Origin of the sequence: Nocardia cerradoensis NBRC 101014, assembly GCF_000308535.1 — a bacterium.
Taxonomy (GTDB): Bacteria; Actinomycetota; Actinomycetes; order Mycobacteriales; family Mycobacteriaceae; genus Nocardia; species Nocardia cerradoensis.
The window spans coordinates 1-17,863 of the sequence record NZ_BAFW01000089.1 but is presented as its reverse complement, the minus strand read 5'-3'; the positions used below and the strand labels follow the sequence as shown (position 1 = coordinate 17,863).

At 68.7% G+C, this 17,863-nt stretch carries 15 protein-coding genes and 1 pseudogene; 4 read left to right on the top strand and 12 right to left on the bottom strand.

Going from position 1 to position 17,863, the window contains the following annotated elements; genetic code table 11:
• Both ON23_RS10070 and ON23_RS10065 read right to left on the bottom strand, forming a co-directional pair.
• Positions 1 to 2,277: AAA family ATPase (locus tag ON23_RS10070; RefSeq protein ID WP_039777744.1), on the bottom strand; the 2,277-nt coding region annotated here is incomplete at its 3' end.
• Between the two features lie 152 nt (positions 2,278 to 2,429).
• Positions 2,430 to 2,864: a DoxX family protein gene (locus tag ON23_RS10065; RefSeq protein WP_039777743.1), complete on the bottom strand. Its 435-nt coding sequence runs from the start codon at positions 2,862 to 2,864 to the stop codon at positions 2,430 to 2,432.
• A gap of 307 nt (positions 2,865 to 3,171) precedes the next feature.
• Here ON23_RS10065 and abc-f point away from each other — a divergent pair, with 307 nt between their 5' ends.
• The gene (abc-f, locus tag ON23_RS10060; protein WP_051042322.1) at positions 3,172 to 4,830 is read left to right on the top strand and encodes a ribosomal protection-like ABC-F family protein; all 1,659 of its coding nucleotides are present in this window, start codon (positions 3,172 to 3,174) and stop codon (positions 4,828 to 4,830) included.
• Positions 4,831 to 4,908: 78 nt separating this feature from the next.
• On the opposite strand, the gene ON23_RS35850 is transcribed toward abc-f, so the two are convergent.
• Both ON23_RS35850 and ON23_RS10050 read right to left on the bottom strand, forming a co-directional pair.
• On the bottom strand, positions 4,909 to 5,343 hold the full coding sequence (locus ON23_RS35850) for a protease inhibitor I42 family protein (RefSeq protein WP_143860433.1): 435 nt from the start codon (positions 5,341 to 5,343) through the stop codon (positions 4,909 to 4,911).
• A gap of 47 nt (positions 5,344 to 5,390) precedes the next feature.
• Positions 5,391 to 6,197 carry an SAM-dependent methyltransferase gene (locus ON23_RS10050; protein WP_039777742.1) on the bottom strand — a complete coding sequence of 269 codons (807 nt, stop codon included), beginning with the start codon at positions 6,195 to 6,197 and terminating at the stop codon, positions 5,391 to 5,393.
• Between the two features lie 116 nt (positions 6,198 to 6,313).
• On the opposite strand from ON23_RS10050, the gene ON23_RS10045 reads away from it, so the two are divergent.
• Positions 6,314 to 8,482, top strand: coding sequence for a putative bifunctional diguanylate cyclase/phosphodiesterase (locus tag ON23_RS10045; protein WP_063821245.1), 2,169 nt, complete (start codon positions 6,314 to 6,316; stop codon positions 8,480 to 8,482).
• A gap of 66 nt (positions 8,483 to 8,548) precedes the next feature.
• Here ON23_RS10045 and ON23_RS10040 read toward each other — a convergent pair whose 3' ends face one another.
• Together ON23_RS10040 and ON23_RS39195 are read right to left on the bottom strand one after the other, a co-directional pair.
• The gene (locus tag ON23_RS10040) at positions 8,549 to 10,162 is read right to left on the bottom strand and encodes an MFS transporter (protein WP_039777741.1); all 1,614 of its coding nucleotides are present in this window, start codon (positions 10,160 to 10,162) and stop codon (positions 8,549 to 8,551) included.
• Positions 10,163 to 10,443: 281 nt separating this feature from the next.
• On the bottom strand, positions 10,444 to 10,581 hold the full coding sequence (locus ON23_RS39195; RefSeq protein ID WP_223273894.1) for a hypothetical protein: 138 nt from the start codon (positions 10,579 to 10,581) through the stop codon (positions 10,444 to 10,446).
• A 64-nt stretch (positions 10,582 to 10,645) separates the two neighbouring features.
• Here ON23_RS39195 and ON23_RS39190 point away from each other — a divergent pair.
• A pseudogene (locus ON23_RS39190) lies at positions 10,646 to 10,738 on the top strand (SDR family mycofactocin-dependent oxidoreductase); the annotation flags it as partial.
• Between the two features lie 202 nt (positions 10,739 to 10,940).
• Here the strand turns inward: ON23_RS39190 and ON23_RS10030 are convergent.
• Positions 10,941 to 11,276, bottom strand: coding sequence for a MerR family transcriptional regulator (locus tag ON23_RS10030; protein WP_039777739.1), 336 nt, complete (start codon positions 11,274 to 11,276; stop codon positions 10,941 to 10,943).
• Positions 11,277 to 11,339: 63 nt separating this feature from the next.
• On the opposite strand from ON23_RS10030, the gene ON23_RS10025 reads away from it, so the two are divergent.
• On the top strand, positions 11,340 to 12,503 hold the full coding sequence (locus ON23_RS10025; RefSeq protein ID WP_039777738.1) for an MFS transporter: 1,164 nt from the start codon (positions 11,340 to 11,342) through the stop codon (positions 12,501 to 12,503).
• Positions 12,504 to 12,626: 123 nt separating this feature from the next.
• On the opposite strand, the gene ON23_RS10020 is transcribed toward ON23_RS10025, so the two are convergent.
• From ON23_RS10020 to ON23_RS10005, 5 genes are all read right to left on the bottom strand, one after another.
• Positions 12,627 to 13,688, bottom strand: coding sequence for an alpha/beta hydrolase (locus tag ON23_RS10020; RefSeq protein WP_039777737.1), 1,062 nt, complete (start codon positions 13,686 to 13,688; stop codon positions 12,627 to 12,629).
• A 208-nt stretch (positions 13,689 to 13,896) separates the two neighbouring features.
• Positions 13,897 to 14,064: a hypothetical protein gene (locus ON23_RS37810; RefSeq protein WP_157170194.1), complete on the bottom strand. Its 168-nt coding sequence runs from the start codon at positions 14,062 to 14,064 to the stop codon at positions 13,897 to 13,899.
• Positions 14,065 to 14,924: 860 nt separating this feature from the next.
• Complete coding sequence (der, locus tag ON23_RS10015) at positions 14,925 to 16,367, bottom strand: ribosome biogenesis GTPase Der (RefSeq protein ID WP_039777736.1); 1,443 nt, start codon at positions 16,365 to 16,367, stop codon at positions 14,925 to 14,927.
• Complete coding sequence (gene cmk / locus ON23_RS10010; RefSeq protein ID WP_036500836.1) at positions 16,364 to 17,032, bottom strand: (d)CMP kinase; 669 nt, start codon at positions 17,030 to 17,032, stop codon at positions 16,364 to 16,366. Before cmk ends, der begins: the two co-directional genes overlap by 4 nt.
• Before the next feature lie 98 nt (positions 17,033 to 17,130).
• Positions 17,131 to 17,863: pseudouridine synthase (locus ON23_RS10005; protein WP_039777735.1), on the bottom strand; the 733-nt coding region annotated here is incomplete at its 5' end.

The following is a 17,863-nucleotide window of genomic DNA, read 5'->3' as shown; positions in this document are numbered from 1 at the left end:
TTCCTCCGCGGACTCGGCCGAGGCGAGCAGGGCGCGGGCGTAGCGCAGGCCGACGTGCAGGGCCGGCGACGGAGTGCGCGGCGCGTGCTCCTCGAATTCGCGCACGATCTCCGCCGCCTCCTCGACGCGTCCGGCGCGCACCGCGGCTTCGACCAGATCGCCGACGATGTAGGCGCGCAGGGCGAGCTGGTAGGCCGGGTCCGCCGGGTCGAGGATCCGGCGCAGATCGGCGAGCGCGTCGTCGTAGCGGCCCTGTCCGAGCGCGACGAGGGCGCGGGCCCGTTGCACGGTCGCCAGCACCGGTCGCGCGCCGGCGGCCGCGCCGATCCGCTCGGCCTCGTCCGCGCGGTGCGCTGCCTCGTCGAAATCGCCTCGCAGCGCCGCGATTTCGGCCGCGACGGCGACGGCGAGACCGTACATGAAGTGCTGTCCGGTTTCCGGTCCGAGGCGTTCGGCCTCGGCCGCGGCCGCCGCACCGCCCGCCAGATCGCCGGTGCGCGCACAACTCCAGGCCCGCACCGCCAGCGCCCTGGTCAGCAGGCCGAGCCGGCCCTGTTCCCGCAGACCGGTGATCGCCGTGGCGGAGAAGCGCCCGGCCAACACGAAGGCGCCGATCTGCAGCGCCGCACTGCCGAGGTAGCGGTCGACCTCCGGATCGGCGCCGGTTCGCCCGGCCAGTGCGCGCAGTTGGTCGAAGACCGTCGCGCCGCGCTCGACCGGGGCCACGTAGGCGGTGATCGCGACGAGCCGCGGATCGCCGGCGGGCAGGCCCATGCCGTCGGCGACCGCCAGCAGTGCGCGGCGCGCGTCCGGGCCGGGCTCGGACCAGAAGCAGCGCATGGCGGTTCCCCACAGAATGCGTAGCGCGAGCTCCCGATCACCTTCCGCCGCAACGGTTTCGGCCAGTGTCGCGAGTTCGGTGGTGCGTGCCGGATCCTCGCCGACGCCGTCGTCGAATCCACTCACCAGCCATGTCGCCAAGGCGCGCCCGCGCGGATCGAGCTCCTGGCGGCCCGCTTCCCGCAGCAGCCGATCGACGGTCTCGCGCCCACCGGATTCCACCGCCAGTTCGGCCGCGCGCAACAGTCGCCCCACCCGCACTGCCGGTGTTTCGGTCAGGTGCGCGGCATGTTCCAGGGTGGTGATCGCCGCCGCGACCCCGCCCCGGCGTAACGCCCGCTCCGCAGCGGCCTCGAGTTCCGCGGCGGCGGTGTCGTCCGGTCCGACGACGGCGGCCGCGTGATGGCGAGCGGCGCGATCCGGTTGGTCGCGCAGCGTCGAGGCCAGGGCACGGTGGGCGGCGCGGCGGGCGGCCGGTTGCGCCGCGGCGGGGATCGCGGAACGCATCAGTGGATGACGGAATCGTACTGCGCCGGAATCGATCTCGATCAGCCCGGCGGCGACGGCGGGGGTCAGCTCCGCGTCCTCGATCGGGCCGTCGGTCAGCAGTGCGGCGGCCGCCAGCGTCTCCGGTACCGAGAGTTCGTCGAGCGCGGCGAGCAGGAGGGCGGTGCGGGTCGTCTCGGGCAGCTGATCGGCCCGCAGACCGAAGGCGCGTTCCAGTCGCTCGGTGAGCGGCAGCGGCGCGTCCGGACGGTCGGCGGCCGACGGTAATTCCTTCAGCGCCAACGGGTTTCCGGCCGCTGCCGCCAGCACCCGTTCCCGCCACTGATTATCGAGGCCGGGCGCGACGGTGTCGAGCAGCTGCCGGGCCTCCTCCTCGGCCAGTCGCGACAGCGCCAGCGTCGCATGTCCGGCCGGCGTCAGCGCCGTATCCGCGTCCCGGGTGGAGGCGATGAGCAGAATCGGCTCGGATTCCAGGCGGCGCGCGAGAAAGGCGAGCACCCGGGAGGTGGCGGCGTCGAGCCAGTGCACATCCTCGACCACCAGCAGCAGCGGTTGTTCGGCCGCGCGATCGCTCAGCAGGGTCAGCAGCGCCGAACCGATCAGATATTCGTTCGGTGCCGCCGCGTCCACGAATCCGAGCGCGGCGTTCAGCGCCGCGGCGTGGGTGGGTGGCAGCGCATCGAGACCGGACCGCAGCGGGAAGACGATCTGGTGCAATCCCGCATACGGCAGCTGCTGTTCGGCCTCCGTGGCGGTCACGGTCACGGTCCGGACACCGGCCAGCGTGGCCATCGTCGTAACCGCCTGCAGCAGTGCGGTTTTACCGATACCCGCTTCGCCTGCGATGACGACGACGCCGCCGCGCTCCTCGATGCCGGCGATCGCTTCGTCCAGATATTTGAGTTCCGATTCCCGGCCGACCAGCGACATCCGTGAACACTCCTGTCCGGTCCCGGCGCCCGGCGACGCCGGTCACCGCGGGGCGATAGCAACACGCCGCGTGACCTCGGCGCACTGTCGACACTATCGGTTCTCCGGACGGCCGAGCGGACTCCGGTGCGCGAGCACCGGCCGGGAACGGATCAGAACGCCGCCACGACGGCGGCGGCGATGAACACCACCTGCACGGCCGTGCGCAGGGGCAGCGGCATGGTCTTGATCCCCAGATCGGCCCGGGCGGCCCGCACATTCGCCGGGAACATCGCGATCAGCAGCACGATCAGACCGGCGGCGGCGACCGGCGCGACGGGCGGTATCAGCAGTCCGACCGCGCCCGCCGCCTCCAGGACACCGGTCAGCGTCACCAGCCCGGCAGCCGACGGCAGCCCGGGCGGGACCATCGCGATCAGCGCGTCGCGCCGCGGCTGCTGGAAATGCGCCGACGCGGTCAGCAGAAACATCGCGGCCAGCCCGACGCGCAGGGCGTGCGGCCACGAATCGAGCCAGTCGGCGAGGTCGATCACACCGGCGAGCCGGGCCAGTGCGGTGACGACGACGAGTACGACGAGCGGGGCCATGGGACACCCTCCGAATCGGTCTATCTTGACACTGTCAAGATTAAAGCTACCGTGGCGACCTGTCAACGCACGAGGGCAATCCGACCTCGCCTTTTTCCGCAAGGTCCGGTCCGGCTGTTATCGTCGGGCGGAGTCGGTAGATCAAGGAGACCAGACATGGTTGGTGAACTCGACATCTCCGGATAGATCCGGAAGTCACGGCCACCGGTAGGCGCACGCGGCGCCGCCGACGTGGCCATGTCGTCGTTCACCCGATCACCTCGTGGCGCGGTCGCACCGTGCCACAACGACTTTCGAGGTCTCACCCATGTCCGATGCCTTCATCGTCTGTTCGAATCTGTCGTTCACCTGGCCCGACGACACTCCGGTGTTCCGGGATCTGTCCTTCAGCGTGCCGGGCGGGCGGACCGGCCTGGTCGCACCCAACGGCGCCGGCAAGACCACCCTGCTGCGGCTGATCGCCGGCGAGCTGACCCCCTCGGCGGGCAGCATCACCGTCGACGGCGTCCTCGGATACCTGCCGCAGAGTCTGCCCCTGACCGCAGAGCTGACCGTCGCCGAAGTCCTCGGCATCGCACCGGTGCTGGCCGCGCTGGCCGCCGTCGAATCCGGCGACACCGACGAGCGTCACTTCACCACCATCGGCGCCGACTGGGACATCGAGGAACGCACGCGCGCCCAACTCGACCGGCTCGGGCTGGGCGAGCTGCCGTTCGACCGGCGGCTGCACACCCTCAGCGGCGGGCAGATCGTCTCACTCGGACTGGCCGCCCAACTATTGCGGCGACCGGACGTGCTGCTGCTCGACGAACCGACCAATAATCTCGACCTCGAGGCCCGTCACCAGCTCTACGACGTGCTCACCGACTGGAACGGCTGTCTGCTGCTGGTCAGCCACGACCGCGCCCTGCTCGACCGCACCGATCGCATCGCCGAACTCCACGACGGCGAAATCCGTTATTACGGAGGCAGTTTCACCGACTACGAACAGGCGATACAGGCCGAGCAGGCGGTGGCGGAGAAGAACATCCGCACCGCCGAACAGGAAGTCAAACGCGAGAAGCGGGAACTGCAGCAGGCCCGCGAACGCGCCGCGCGCCGGGCGAGCAACGCGCAGCGCAATCTCGGCAACGCCGGACTGCCGAAGATCTTCGCCGGCACCATGAAACGCAATGCCCAGCAGTCGGCGGGCCGCGCGAACGAAACCCACGGCGCCCGCCTCGACGCCGCGAAGAACCGCCTCGACGAAGCCGGGCGGGCATTGCGGGAGGAACAGCGCATCGTGCTGAACCTGCCCGATACCGAGGTCCCGGCCGGGCGCACCCTGTTCGCCGCCGAGCACATCCGGTTCCGCTTCGGCGACCGCGAGTTGTTCGCCGGCGACGGCGCCGATCTCGCCATCCGCGGGCCCGAGCGCATCGCCCTGACCGGGCCCAACGGCGCGGGCAAATCCACGGTGCTGCGCATCGTGCACGGCGACCTCACGCCCGACAGCGGGACCGTCACCCGCGCCGACGGTCGCATCGCCTACCTGTCCCAGCGGCTGGACCTGCTCGACCCCGACCGGACCGTGGCCGAGAATCTTGCCGCCGCCGCCCCGCACCTGCCCGCCGCGCAGCGGATGAACCTGTTGGCGCGCTTCCTGTTCCGCGGCTCCCGCGCCCACCTGCCGGTCGGCGTCCTCTCCGGCGGGGAGCGCCTGCGGGCCAGCCTGGCCTGCGTGCTGTTCGCCGAACCCGCGCCGCAGCTGCTGCTGCTCGACGAACCCACCAACAACCTCGATCTGGTGAGCGTGGGACAGCTGGTCGGCGCCCTGGAGTCCTATCGGGGCGCGATCGTGGTCGTCAGTCACGACGAACGGTTCCTCGCCGAGGTGCGGGTGAGCCGGCGGTTGCGACTCGCGGGCGGCCGCCTGCGCGACGACAACGCCACCGCGACACCAGGATACGAACCGCCGCACCGGTGATACGTGTCCGCTACGGCGCCTCCGGACACACGAACGGCCCGTCCCTTCCGGTGACGGGCCGTATCGATACCGAACGTATTACCGCACGGTGACGGTCATCGAGAACCGCTGGCCCGGGTTGGCCTGATCCCACGGCCGCACCGACACCAGGCTCAGCCGGGTGCTGCCCGCGCGGGCAGCGGTGAAGGTCCACACGCTGGTACCGGGCGCACCCGGCATCGAGCTGCCCGGCCGGAACACCGGGTCACCCTCCTGCGCGAGCACCCCGCGGTCGACCTCACCGATCTGCCAGACGTAACCGGACGTCGGGTTGTCGGGCAGGGCCACCGCCAGTTCCTGACCGACATCGAGGGTCGTGGTCCCGCCGTCGCCGTCGGTACCGACGATGATCGGCTCCGATACCGCCTGCACGGCACCGGGCACGGCGGGAATCGGGTCGGCCCCGGCAACCGCATTCGCCCCACCGGCCGTCAGCGCCAGACCGAACACAACCATCAGCAAAGGTGTACGCACCGCATTCCTTCCATATTCAAACGGGCGTCCACACCCTACAGTCGTGCTCAGCTCAGCAACGCCAAACCGCCATAGGCACCGGAGAATTCGGGATGCTCCCCCACGTCGGCCGGATTGTCCGGCCGCCACAACGGCAGATGCACCAGTCCTGGTTCCAGCAACGGCCAGTCGTGGAAGAATCCCGCGATATGGTTTCTGTCGCGCAGCACGATCTCGGTCGAGGTGCGCCCCGAGAGCTTCTGCGCCTCCAGCACTTCGGCCGGCTGCCCGTCGGCGGTGGCATGGGTGATCGCCAGATAGCTGCCCGGGGCGACGGCCTGCTGCAGCCGTGCCACACATCCCGCCGGATCGGCCTCGTCCGGGACGAAATGCAGTACTCCCAAGAGCAATACGGCGATCGGCCGGTCGAAGTCCAGCACCTCCCGCACCAGCGGATCGTCGAGAATCGTGTCCGGCTCGGCGACATCGGCCTGCACGACCGCCGCATGCGGATTGCCGTCCAGAATCGCCCGGCTGTGCGCCACCGCCACCGGATCGATATCGACGTAGACGACCCGCGCCTGCGGATTGCGCGCCTGCGCCACCTCGTGCACATTGCCGACGGTGGGAATGCCCGAGCCCAGATCCAGGAATTGCGTGATACCGGCGTCGATCAGATGACGCACGCAGCGGCGCAACAGATCTCGGTTGGCGCGCATGGTTTCGGCGACATTCGGGGTGAACGATTCGATCTGGCGTGCCAGTGTGCGATCGATCTCGAAATTGTGCATCCCGCCGACGAAATAGTCGTACACCCGGGATGCGCTGGGCCGATCCAGGTCGATGCCTTCCGGCGCCCAACTAGGTCTGGTCATCGCAACCTCTCTGGAATTGAACCCCGCCGGAAGGCGAAGCCACGCAATCGTATTCGACACATGTGCGAAACTCCCGCGGTTCACATGAAGTCCACGCCCCGGCTACCATCATCGACATGGCGTGGGATGGGTCCGAACACGACGGTCCGCACGCCGACCTGGCGCACCGATGGGCAGCGGCGCTCGGCGGCGGGGTCCGCGATCACGTCGTACCCATGAGCGTGTCCGAGGCCCACCAGTTGCTGCTCACCCTCGCCCGGGGGTTGATCGACGCCGCCGACTCCGGCGGTACCGCGCGGGTCGCCGAACTGGGCGGCGATCTGGCCCGCGCTCATTTCGTCGGCGACGAGGTTCTCGGCCGCACCATGACGGTGCTGGCCACCTACTTCGCCGAACTCGACATCGCCTCCGGCCGGGCCGCGGAATTGATCGGCGCCTTCGCCGGCGGTTACGTGCGAGCGTTCCGGGCCTGGCTGCTCAGCGAACAGGAAAGTGTGCGCACCGCCGATATCGCGGCGCGCAGTGTGGTGGAGGAACAGTTGCGTGCCAGTGAGGCCCGATTGCGGGCCGTGTTCTCCCAGGCCGGGATCGGCACGGGGCTGTCGGATATGACCGGCCGGATCATCGAGGTCAACAACGCGTTCGCCGCCATGCTCGGCTACGAACCGGAACAGATGTACGAACTCGAGGTCACCGACCTCACCCATCCCGACGATCCGCCGGGCATGTGGGAGCTGTACGCCGGGGTGCTGCGCGGGGATCACGACCATGCGCAGATGGAGAAGGCCTATCGCCATCGCGACGGCCACACCGTGTGGACCAACATCAACGTCTCGCTGATCCGTGACGATCACGGCCGGCCGCAGTACACGCTGGTCCTGGTCGAGGACATCTCCGAACAGCGCGAGCTGCGCGAACGGCTCAGCTATCGCGCCCATCACGATCCGCTCACCGGACTGGCCAACCGGTCCCGGTTCTTCGACGCCCTCACCGAGGCCTTCGCCGATCCGGACGCGCGCGTCGGCCTGTGCTACGTCGACCTGGACCATTTCAAGGCCGTCAACGACACCTTCGGCCATTCCATCGGCGACGAACTGCTCACCCGCGCGGCGGCCCGGCTGTGCGCGTGCGCGGTCGGGGAGAACAATCTCGTGGCCCGCATGGGCGGCGACGAATTCGTCATCCTGGTGCCGCGCACCCGCCGCCGGCGTGAACTGATCGATCTGGCCCGCACGGTGCTCGACGCGTTCACCGTGCCGTTCGATATCGACGGGCACCGGTTGCGGATCGGGGTCAGTATCGGCGTCATCTCCGAACAGGCCGCCGAAACCACCACCGAAGAGCTGCTGCAGGCCGCCGATTCGACCATGTACTGGGCCAAGACCGACGGCCGCGGCCGCTACGCGGTCTTCGACCCCAGCCGGCGCCGCCGCGAGCACACCCGCGCCGAACTGCTCGCCGACCTCCCGGGCGCGCTGGCCCGCGGCGAATTCTTCCTCGACTACCAGCCGATCGTGGATCTCGGCGACCACCGGCCGGTCGCGGTGGAGGCGCTGGTGCGCTGGCACCACCCCCAGCTGGGAATTCTCAGTCCCGCACGGTTCATCGACCTGGCCGAGGGCGGCGGCCACATCATCGCGCTCGGCACGGTGGTGCTCGAGCAGGCGTGCCGGGAGGGGCGGCGCTGGTGCGACCGCTTCGGCGACCAGGCTCCGGTGGTCAGCGTGAACGTCTCGGCCGAGGAGGTCGCCGATCCGGCCTGGCTCGAACGGGTGCAGAAGATCGTGGCCGACACCGGAATCCCGGCGGACCGGCTGCAATTGGAACTCACCGAGCGCACCTTCATGCATGCGATCGGGCGGCCGCTACAGGCACTGCACACCCTCGCCGAATCCGGAATCCGCATCGCCATCGACGATTTCGGCACCGGCTATTCCAATCTCGCCTATCTGGGCCAGCTTCCGCTGCACGTGGTGAAACTGGCCGGGCCGTTCATCCACCGCATCCGCAACGCCGGCACGGTCGGCCGCAGCGATCTGCTGATTTTGGAGACGATCATCGACCTCAGCCACGATCTGGGCCTGAGCGTGACCGCCGAATGTGTGGAGACCCGGCATCAGGCCGATCGGCTGCTCGGACTGCAGTGCGATACCGCCCAGGGCTGGTACTTCCACCATCCGGTGCATGCCGACGTGATCGCGGATCTGCTCGCCCGCGAACTCGTCGAGCCCGGGTCGCTGCCGCTCGAACTGCCGGGCTCGCTGCCGAATCCGCACGGCCGCTGACCATGACGCACACGGGCGGTGCGGTGGCCGTCACCGGTCACCGCACCGCCCGCGTTCAGCCCCGGATCAGTACGCCGTACCGCCGGTGGCCGCGCTGCGACCGTGCTTCATGAACACGACACCCACGAGCGCGATCGCCGCGGACACGGCCACGAAGTAGAAGCCCAGCTCGTATCCGCGGTCGGCGAACAACAGCGGAATATCCTTGGTGGCCACATGATTTCCCGCCACCGAGATATCGGCGCGCACCGGGTTGGCATTGAGGAAGGCGGTCGCCACCGCGATGCCGATCGCGGCGCCCATCGACTGCATCACCCCGAGCATGCCCGCGCTGATGCCCTGCTGTTCGGCCGGGACACCCTCCACGATGAGGTTCGGCGTCGAGGCGTAGTAAAGGCCGAACGCGAGGCCGTACACGGCGCTGATCAGCGCGATCACACTCCAGCCGTGATCAAGGACCGCATAGGCCAGCCCGCTGAGCACCATCACCACCAGCGCCGACATCAACGGCATCCGCGCGCCGGAGCGGCGAATCCAGAAGCCACCGATCAGTCCGGCGATCATGCCGATCACCGCCTGCGCCAAGGCCACGTGCACCGCATAGCCGAGCAGGGTCAGATTGTCGCCGTAGGTGTAGCCCGGATTCAGGCTCACCTGCACGGCCTGCGCCGGCAACATCTGCCCGGTCTGGGCGTGGATCTCGGCGAGCGTGCCCTGGACGATTCCGGCGGTGACATCGGCGGCGGGCGGAGACTGGGTCATGTACCCGACCGCATAGCCCTGGTATCCGATCGTGAACGACGCCAGCAGCGAGACGAACAGCACCACGCTCACGCGCGGGTGGAACAGCAGCTTCATATCCATGATGGGTTGCCGCACACGCATTTCCACGATCGGGAAGGCCGCCAGCAGCACGAGCCCGACGACCAGCCAGGCGAGCGTCGACGGCTTCGCCCACCCCCAATCCTGACCTTTGTCCAGGTAGATCAGCGTCAGCACCGCACCCGCGGCCAGCAGCACGGCACCGATGAAGTCCAGCCGCTGCGGCGTCCGCAGCCGCGACTCCGGCACGATCAGCGCGACCAGCGGAAGCATGATCACGGTGAAGACGAACAGGAACCAGAAGATCGCCCGCCAGCTGTGGTGATCGACGATGTAGCCGCCGATCAGCGGTCCGGCCACGGCCGAAACGCCCAGGCCGGTGGAGGCGACGCCCAGCCCGATCGGCACATATTTGCGCGGCATGAGGTCGCGGATCAGGCCGTAGGAGATCACCGCCGTGGCGATCGCGGTGGCCTGCAAACCCCGGCCGAGCAGGAAGAGCATCCAGTTGCTGGTGATCGCGCACAGCGCGCAGCCGATCAGGAACAGCACCCCGCAGAGCATGAACATCCGCTTCTTGCCCCAGATGTCGCTCATCTTGCCGATGAGCGGTGAGGCCGCGGCGCCGATGACGCCGAAGATGATGATCGCCCAGTTGATGTTCGCGCCCTGGTCGGGGAAGGTCGGCGCGATCTGGCGCAGTGCCGCCGACACCATGACGAATTGCATGGGGGCGACCTCGGTGAACAGCACGATCACCGCGAGCACGGTGAAAATGCGCAGTTTGGACGCACCGTCGAGGCGGCCGGTCGTATCGACCGGCTCCGACGGTGTCGTCGCTTCGAGGGAGGTGGACATGTGCCCTCCGGAGTGACAGGTGAACAAGATGGCGTGAACCGTGTCACATTCCGGATGGTCCGAATATCACCGAACCCGCTCAGTGGGACCGAACTCGCGCATCTCGACGCCGCACGACACCGCGGCAGTGCACAATGCTCTGATGCTCGATGTGTACTACGGCTTGTTCCTGCTCTTGTTCGAAGGAGAGCGACTGAGCCACATCTTCGGCGTGGCCCTCGACTCCGGAAATCTGTGCGGGTGAGCGGGTTCGACCGCCGCGCCGTGGCACCGGTCGCTGCTCAGTAGCCGGCGGGCGCCGATGCCGGTGGCTCCAGGATGTAGAGATAGCGCTCGACCGGGGCCGGCAGCTCCGCATGCCCCGGTGTGAAGCCGAAGTTGTTCTCCATCACCAGGATTCGCGGCAGGCTCGACAGCACGAGCGGGGTGATCTTGTCGGTGTCGGTGGGTCGTTCTCGCAGTAGGAACGTGAACGCCGGGGGCAAGGACCTGGGACGGCGCACCGTCACCGCCGAGGTCGACGTCCGGGACTTTCCCACCCCGCAGGCCGCAGTGCACAACGGCGTCGAGCAGCTGTCGACGCAGCCGAAAAGAGCTGGAATATGTAGGTATTCGTCGATTCCGCCCCCGCGGCGATCACGGCGTCTGCACATCGCTGCGCCCCGAGGTCTTCTCCCGCAACGCCGACGGTTGTGCCGAGGTACGGCGGCGGGACGCACCGGCGGAATTCGAGGACGCGATCGGGTCCGCGGTGCCCGGAGTGGGCGATCGAGGCGCGCTAGGTGGTCGCGAGCAGGTTGTCCAGCAGCGAGCGGGTGTGGACGAGTCGGTCGATATCACCGGTGATCCGGCGACGCTCCACCTCGAGTCGTTCGCGGCAGCCGTCCAGCAGCAGGGAATCGCCGGACAGGCACGACAGGATTTCGCCGATGAGATCCATGTGCAGCCCTGCCGCGAGCAGCGTGCGAATGTGCGCCACCGTGCGGATGTCGGACTCGCCGAAGACGCGGTACCCGGTGGCGGTTCGCTCCGGCTTCAGCACACCTCGTTCGTCGTAGTAGCGCAGTGCGCGCACACTCACCCCGGTTCGCTCGGCCAACTCTCCGATCTTCACCAGGTGCTCCGTTCATTGTTCGGGCTTGACTCTCACGTCGACGTGAGAGTTTAGCGTCCCAGCATGCTTCGACTCGGCATCCTCATATTCTGCGTATTCAGCGTCACCACCGGCGAATTCGTCGTCGCCGGGATCCTGCCCGAGGTCGCCGCCGATCTCGGCGTCACCGTCGGCGCCGCCGGCCTGCTGGTCACCGCGTACGCGGTCGGCATGATCGTCGGCGGCCCGCTCCTCACCGCGGTGACGGCCGGCATCGACCGGAAACGGTTGATGGTGGCATTGCTGACCGTCGCGGTCGTCGGCAATGCGGTCTCCGCGCTCGCGCCCGACTTCCGTTTGCTGCTGGCGGCCCGGTTGCTCACCGCACTGGTTACCTCGACGTTCTTCGCCCAGGCCGTGGTGATCGCGGTACGGTCCGCGCCGCCCGAACGCGCCGGAACCATGGTGGCGCGGTTGGCATTCGGCATGAACCTGGCGATGATTCTCGGCGCCCCGATCGGCACCCGAATCGGCGGTCAGTGGGGGTGGCGGGCGACGTTCGCCACGATCGCGGTCGCATGCCTGATCGGGCTGGTGTCGATCGCCCGGGCGTTCACCTCCGCGCCCGCGGCGGAACGGACCTCGGCCGTCGCCGAGTTGCGGGTCCTGCGGCGGGGGCCGGTGCTGGTGGCGCTGGCGATCACCGCGGTCGGCAACGTCGGAGCGCTGATGGTGTTCAGCTACCTCGCCCCGCTGCTCACGAACCTGGGCGGTCATCCCGCCGGCCGGTTGCCACTGCTGCTACTCGCCTACGGTGTCGGCGCGACCATCGGCAACCTGGTCGGCGGCACGCTCTACGACCGCAACCCACGGTTCGCCCAGCCCGCGCTGCTCGGGTTACTGGCCGTGACCTTCGTGGCGGCGTGGTTCGTCGCGACCGTCACCGCGTTCACCGTGGTCGCGGTCGTGGCGATCGGCCTGCTCGGGTTCGCCGTCATCCCCGGCATGCAGGCGCGCGTGCTGCGCACCGCCGCCGCGGCCCCCACCCTGGCCATGGCCGTCAACGCCTCCGGCTATCAGCTCGCCGCCGCCGCTGCGGGCCTCGTCGGCGGACTGATCGCCGACTCCCCCGCAGGCCCCCGCCCCCTCTACCTGGTCGCCGCCGGCCTCACCGCCTGCGGCCTGCTCATGACCGTCGCTGCCACGAGGACGTCCCATCCCGAAGAAGCTGACGCAATGGCGCAGTGAGCCCGACGCCGCCCCGACCGGAAACCCGTCGGTGTCGTCGCATGTGTGACGACACCGACGGGTCACGTTCCCGTCTCCCGGCCGAAGCCGGCTTGCACCGTACGGGAGTGCGCCGAATCCGCGTCAGCCGATGTTCGCCGACAGGTCCGGAGCCATCCGGTACACCTCGTCACGCCAGTTGTTCCAGGCGTGAATGCCCGCGGCCGGGAAGTCGTAGGCGATGTTCTGCGCGCCCAGCGAACCCATCCGCACCTGGAACGCGCGGGTGTTCACCAGCGCCAGGGCCTCGAGTCCCATGCCGTTGACGGTGCCCATATTCGGCCCGTCGGTGGCGGTGGGGATGCCGCTGCCGGCCGAGATCCACAGCCGCGTGTTGTTCTGAATCAGCCTCGGCGCGAAGACGAACGGGTCCATCCGCAGCCACTGCGGGCCCCACGGCGGAGCCATCGCATCGACGTTGTAACCACCGGCATCGAGCATCGCGACGCGGATCGCCTCGCGCATACCCGGCGCCGAGATGTTGAGGTAACCGGAGAAGGAGCCGGCGAAGCTGAACTGGTCGGGGTGGTAGGCGGCCAGGGTCAGCGCGGCACTACCGCCCATCGACAGTCCGAAGACGCCGTTGCGGTCGGCCCGGAATCCCAGGCGGTCGCGCAGCGCGTCGCGCAGGTTCTGCGTCAGGAAGGTCTCCCACCTGTAGGTGTAGGACTTCCCCGGCCCGGCCGAAAACGCCTGCAGCGCACCGGATCCCGAGGTCGAACCGGACGAGGAGCCCGAGCCCGGCGCGACGCCGAGGAAGCTCGACGGCGCATTCCAGTCCGCGTAGAAGCTGGACTGACCGCCGACCGGCATCACCACGTTGATATTCCACGAGGTCAGCAGGCGGGCGATATCGGTCTCGATCTCCCAGCCGTTGAGATCCTCACGAGCGCGCATGCCGTCGAGGGCGTAGACGACGCGGTCGGTATTGCCGTCGGCAGCGCGGAAGACGCGCGATTTGACCGGCCCCATACTCGAATCGACCCAGAAGTCGAAGCCGGAAGGGTCGAAGGCCGCCGCAGCCCGGGGGAGCTGGCCCGATACCGCCGCGGTCAGCGGTACGAACAGAGCCAGGGCCAAGGCGAGCAGGGTCCGCCCCGGCGTCGCACCGGAGCGGCCGGATCTCTGCCGACGCAATCTTCGCATGTCACAGCAACCTTTCGTGATCGAACGCCGCGGGCCCCCGCCCGGCCGCGACGATGCCCAGTGCCGCCGCCCCGACCCCCTGCCTCGCCGGGGTCCGCCGCACTGCGCGTGTCACGCCCGTATCGACCCCTCGTTCGACACCGTTACTGAAATGTGATGTTTATTTCCGACCGATCGGTTTCGCATAACAGACATACCTGCCGCACGGTCATGCGGCGGAGGCGTCGGGCGTCCGAGTTTCCGGCTCGTCCAGCGAGATCGTGCGCGCGACCTTCTGCGGCGCCCCGTCGATCAGTCCGCGCCACGGCAGGTAACGCAGCATCCGCACGTCGAGGTTGCGGAAACGATCATCGCCTTGCCGGCCGGCGCGTACCACGCGCCGACACCCTCGGCGAACTTCCGACAGGCGTCGACCATCGGTCGCATCCGTTCCTCGTAGCCCGCGAATGCCGCGCGGTGATCACCACGAGCCGCGGCCGGTTCGGCGGCCGGCACACAGGCGCCGACCAGCGACAGATCCAAACTCTGCCCAAGGAGGCGTTGCTCGGCGAGGCGCCGGCCCAGGCCACCCGCGACTGGGGAACGGAATTGGCCGGCGCCGTAGCGGATTACCGTGCGCCATCGAATAATTCGAGTTCACCGACGGTTATTCGACCGGCCGCGCAGCATCGGACAGTCGGCGTTGTACACCCATCCCCGCACGGCCATTCAGGGTCGGCCTGCTGCGGTTACCGAGCCGGAAACCTCAGCGACCGAATCAAACCCGCATCACTCCGGGACTACTTGTCCGGGAACCCGGTGGAAAATCCGGCGGCGATGAGCGCGGCGGCGATGACCGACAGGACGGCGATGCTCCACATGGCAAACCTCTTCGATTGTGGGCCAAGCGGATTCACCGTAGCGTGATGCGGTTCACATCGTGGCCGAAACGAGCGCATTCGATAACGCCGAACCGCCCTCCCGAGTCCGCCCCGCCCACAACGCAACTCCGCCGCACCTCTCGAGTGTCGCGAACCGCCGCGCTGAGGGGCCTGCTCCATCCATGCCTTCTTGCGAAAGTCGCCGCTTGCGGCGAAGCCGGGCTTGCCCGACATGCCGCGCACACATGTTTTGATGCGCATATGCCCGTGAGGCAATGAACATGCCCTGCCGATCGCCCCCGCGCGAACTTCCAGCGACCTGGCCCGGCGGAATGTCCGGTGCGGACGGAAAACCCGCCCGCACCGGCACTTTCCACTACTTCTTCGACCGATCCCGCTTCTCGCGCACACGCACCGAGATGCGCACCGGGGAACCGTCGAAACCGAATTCCTCACGCAGGCGGCGCTCCAGGAAACGGCGGTAGCCGGCCTCCAGGAAGCCGGTGGTGAACAGCACGAACGTCGGCGGCCGGGTCGTCGCCTGGGTCGCGAAGAGCACGCGCGGCAAACGCCCGCCCCGCATCGGCGGCGGCGTCGCCGCGATGACCTCCTTGAGCCAGGTGTTGAGCCGGCCCGTGGGGATCCGCTTGTCCCAGGATTCGAGTGCGGTTTCCATTGCCGGAACGAGCTTTTGGACCGCGCGCCCGGTGTGGGCGGAGATGTTCACCCGCTGCGCCCACGGCACCCGCACCAATTCGCGCTCGACCTCACGCTCGAGCTGGTAGCGGCGATCCTCGTCGACCAGATCCCACTTGTTGAACGCGAGCACCAGCGCACGGCCGGCATCGGCGACCATGCCGATCACCCGCAGATCCTGCTCGGTGATCGGTTCGGAGGCGTCGATGAGCATGATCGCGACCTCGGCGGCCTCGATGGCGGCCTTGGTGCGCAACGAGGCGTAGAACTCGGTTCCGTCCGCGGTGCCGACCTTGCGGCGCAGACCCGCGGTGTCGACGAAACGCCATGGTTTGCCGCCCAATTCGACCAGCGAGTCGACCGGATCGACCGTCGTTCCGGCGACATCGTGCACCACCGAACGCTCGTCGCCGGACAGCTTGTTCAGCAGGCTGGACTTGCCGACGTTCGGCTTGCCGACCAGCGCCACGCGTCGCGGGCCCCCTCCCCCGGTACCCTCGCGCGGAGTCTCCGGCAGCACCGCCAGGACATCGTCGAGCAGATCACCGGTACCGCGACCGTGCGCCGCCGACACCATCCGCGGCTCACCGAGACCGAGCGACCACAGCACCGCCGCATCGGCCTCGGCCTTCTCGCCGTCGACCTTGTTGGCGACCAGGATCACCGGAGTCTTGGAGCGCCGCAACGCCTTCACCGCCGCCTCGTCGGTCGCGGTCGCACCGACGGTGGCGTCCACGACCAGCAGAATCGCATCGGCGGTCTGCATCGCCAGTTCGGCCTGCCGGGCCACCGCCTGCTGCAGCCCCTTGGCGTCGGGCTCCCAGCCGCCGGTGTCCTGCACCAGGAATCGGCGCCCGGCCCAGCTCGCCTCGTACGACACCCGGTCACGGGTGACGCCCGGGATATCCTCCACGACGGCCTCGCGGCGGCCCAGAATCCGGTTCACCAGCGTCGATTTGCCGACGTTCGGGCGGCCGACGACTGCCAGGGTGGGCATCGGCACATGTTCGTGTGCGTCCGCGTCACCCTCGAAATCGGCGATCTCCCAATCGGTTTCGTCGGTCCAGATACCGTCGCCGGCGAGGGTGTCGGAGTTCGAACTCGGTGTCACACTCGGGCTCATCTACGCTCTCCCACCGTAATCTGCTGCGCCACAACCCGGTACAGCTCGTCGATGACCTGGTCCATGCTCAGCTCGCTGGTGTCGACCTGCACCGCGTCCGCGGCCGGGCGCAGCGGCGAGACCGCGCGGGTGGAATCCAGATTGTCGCGGCGCTGCACATCGGCCAGCACCGCCTCGTAATCGTCGCCGCGGCCCTCGGCGATGTTCTGCTGATTGCGCCGCGCCGCGCGGGCCTGCGCCGACGCGGTCAGATAGATCTTGGCATCGGCGTCGGGCAGCACGACCGTGCCGATATCCCGGCCTTCGACCACGATGCGCCCGGCCGCGGCCGCGATCTCGCGCTGCAGCGCGACGAGTTGCGTCCGCACCTCGGCCACCGCGGAGACGGCGGAGACCGCCTTGGTCACCGCGTCGCCGCGAATCTCGGACGAGACGTCCTCACCGTCGAGTTCGATCAGCTCGTGGCCGGGATCGGTGCCGATGGTGAGCGGCAGATCCTTGACCGCGGCCGCGATCTCGGCCGGATCGGTCAGCTCGACACCGCTGCGCAGCACCCGCAGCGTCGCGACGCGATACATCGCGCCGGTGTCGAGATAGCGTGCGTCGAGCCGCGCCGCGAGCCGGCGCGACACACTCGACTTGCCGGTGCCCGAAGGCCCGTCCATGGCGACGACGAGTTCCGCGCCAGGGATGCCGTCGCCGATGCCGGATTCCACCACGTCACGGCCTCCTCGGATCCGATCGTCCAGCATGTCCACACCAGTCACAACTCCACCGCCTCGTACAACTTCCCGATTTCGTCGCGGCCCAGCACTCGCAGGGTGCCCGACCGTTGATCACCGAGCGCCACCGGCCCGATATGCGTGCGAACCAGCGCGATCACCGGATACCCGACCTCCGCGAGCAACCGCCGCACGATGTGCTTGCGACCCTCGTGCAGGACCACACGGACCAGCGTTTTACCCTCGGCGACCTCGAGCACCTGGAATTTGTCGACCTTCGCCGGGCCGTCCTCGAGTTCGACACCGTCGCGCAGCTGCTTGCCGACGCCCCGCTGCATTTCACCCTGCACCGTCGCGAGGTAGGTCTTCGACACCTGGAACGACGGGTGCATCAGCCGATGCGCGAGGTCGCCGTCGTTGGTGAGCAGCAGCAGACCCTCGGTGTCGGCGTCGAGGCGGCCGACGTGGAACAGCCGCTGACCGGCCATGACCCGCTCGGCGACGATATCGCCGACACAGGGGCGGCCCATTTCGTCCGACATCGTCGACTGGAAGCCCTTGGGCTTGTTCAGCGCCAGGTAGACCTGCTCGTCGCGAACCACGACACGGACCCCGTCGACCCGCACCACGGCGGTGTCGGGATCGATGCGCAGGCCCTGTTCACGCACGACCGCACCGTCGACCTCGACGCGGCCCTGTTCGATGAGCTCTTCGGCCGCGCGGCGCGAGGCCACGCCCGCCTTGGCGAGCACCTTCTGCAGCCGTTCGCCCTCA